Genomic DNA, 2,516 nt, shown 5'->3' on the forward strand with positions numbered 1-2,516 from the left:
TTTTTTGTCGAGTTTTATTACCAACTCTAAAGCTTCTTTGTGTTGATTAATTTCTTCTACAACTATTTTTCGTTCCTGTTCAGGATCTGTTATTGTTGCTGGATCCTCTTTTCTTAACGTAAGTTGTTTAGTATTGTTATACAAGGGGATAGGGTTAATCCCATATACCATTAGGATTTGAAGATTTTTTCTGGCGGCCATGAATTTTTTGCTAGCGGCTACTATGCCTCTACTTAGACAAAGGGAAGCTATGGAAAAAATTATGGCTACAACAAAAGCAATAACGGGTATTAACTGATCTGCTGATCCGGATTCGTTGCTGACTAATACGGCTTGGAAATTCAAAAATATATCTCCTAATAGCACCAGCCAAATTATAGATAATCCATTAGTTAATGGTAAAGGTATCTTAATTTTTTTTGTCAGAATTCCAGAGCCATCTACTATAGAGGTTATGGGTAAAGCACCTGTTACCAATAAACTGATTAAATTCTTAGTCTCAATCCCAAATATTTTATCACCCTTGGACAGAGCAAGTCTTTCCCCAAACGAATAATCTAATAGAGCAAACTGTCCAAAACTAGAAATGATTAACAGTGCTGAAAATATCAAAATTATTATGATTTGAAGTCTTTTTTCTCGGCGATACCAATCTTCAAGCTTTTCACGCTCTTTCGGCTTTTCAATATAGTTGTCAGACTTGGTAGCTGCTGGTTCAAATTCCGTCATATCTGATCACATCATTAGTTGAATCTATTCCGGTGAAGCATTGGAAGCCTATACTTTTGGTTTAACCTCTAATTTATCGTCCAAATCCGCAAAACCATACTAGTGTAAAATGTTATTTTTTTTTAAATCATCCGGTATTTCGCAATAGGTATCTTCTGAACTAGGAGTATATTTTTCGAGGTATTCTCCATCCAGTATTGACTCAAAATACTTATCAAGATGGATTCCCCCTATATCATCTATCTGGTTTAATTCTTGTTGAATTTCATTTTTAACAGTTTTACCATCACGAAATGCATTACTTGATTGAATACTTTTTCTATCTTTTTGTCTTAAAATTTCTTTTAAATTTGGATAGTTTTTGGGCTTAAAATAATAAATCCCTTCAAATAAGTCCCAGGTGTAAACTTGAAGGTTAACATTTGGTTGAGCATCTTTGATTTCAAAGGGCAACGAAATTATTAAAATAACACTTTTAATTTTAGGGTCACGAATTTGGAGATTTCTCTCTAGACTTAAATTTAGAACTTGTTGATCATCTTCTCTAGACCATTTCCAAGCTAAGCAACTAGCTTTTTTATAAATCCATCTGTCGTTATGGTTATCAATACGTCTGATATAAAAACTTTTAGCTTGATGAGAAAATGTCAATAATGTTATAATATTGGGAGTATATCTCTGATCTAGTAAACTATTGCTATCTTTAATTTCTGGTCTTGAGTTGACAGGAACTCTCAAAACCAGCTTTTGAGGTGAGCATTCTTGATTGCCAAAAATCTCGCTATAGATAGGCTCATTAGACTGCACACTTATACTTCGAGCTTCTTCAGTTTGAATGGGACAGGGAGTAATTTGAGGGGTACAGGATTGTAGCCCAATACTATTCAAGATAAGAGTGACAATAATTCCTAGGTAGCGGTGCAACCCCAGCGAGGTTCCCTCACCATGGAAAGGCGCACCAAGACATCGGAAGAGTTTATTCATGCAAAACTGTACCATGAAATGACTTGAAAGATGCTTTACGCTAGCATTTTCCAGTTGAGCGTTCATGCCTACAGGATTACTTAAGGCATCTTTTGCCGACCTGGGACGATCTAGGATGGAAAGGGTATGCGATCGCGTTAGATACATCTCACTAATGATCTTCTAAGGTCACCGCAGACTTCCGGATTGTTGGCAAAATTAGCATGTTTGTCGTTTTTCCAACTCCTCTACTAGCCCTTAAAGCTCCTTAATTTCTACTTGCGCTTCTGCCTTCCGATTCCGGGCTGATTAAATCAGTCGGTCAATAATTCCCCGAGCATTTGGTCTGGGCAACTAGATGAGAGTCGTCTTGACTTCTAGCAAACTGCTCTACTAACTCGCTGCGACTGCTCTTCCACCTGTTGGCCAATTTGTCTAGTTTCTTAATGCTGCTCAGCGTTAACATGTTTGTTGACTCGGATTTTATATTCTCCTTGTGTTGTCTGTGTGTTTCTCATCTCTTGGGCTGATCGCCTACACACTCAAGTTATATAAGACGCTTAATTAAGTTATATAAGACGCTGATTTAAGTAATCACGCTTTATAACTTAATTAACATAATTACACACATCTATTCAGATTAAGTCTATAAGTAGCCCATCACTCTGTTCGATGAAGATGGGACTACAAAACTTTCCCTAGAATACAACAAGCAATTAATAGGAGTGCATCAATGAGCTATAAAGACGAACTATTTCCTTGGCGCATCATCCGCCATCTGCCTAAATGCCAGCGAATCGTTGTTGCTCGCTTTCGCCGCCGCA

Annotated in this window: 2 protein-coding genes; both read right to left on the reverse strand. The window is 37.1% G+C overall.

From position 1 onward, the window contains the following. Positions 1 to 729 (reverse strand): hypothetical protein (locus tag F6K49_RS40950; RefSeq protein ID WP_293106736.1); only part of this gene is annotated, 729 nt, incomplete at its 3' end. Between the two features lie 99 nt (positions 730 to 828). Next, positions 829 to 1,779, reverse strand: coding sequence for a hypothetical protein (locus F6K49_RS40955; RefSeq protein WP_293106739.1), 951 nt, complete (start codon positions 1,777 to 1,779; stop codon positions 829 to 831). Positions 1,780 to 2,516 lie beyond the last annotated feature (737 nt).

The sequence above is a fragment of the Moorena sp. SIO3I6 genome, from assembly GCF_010672095.1.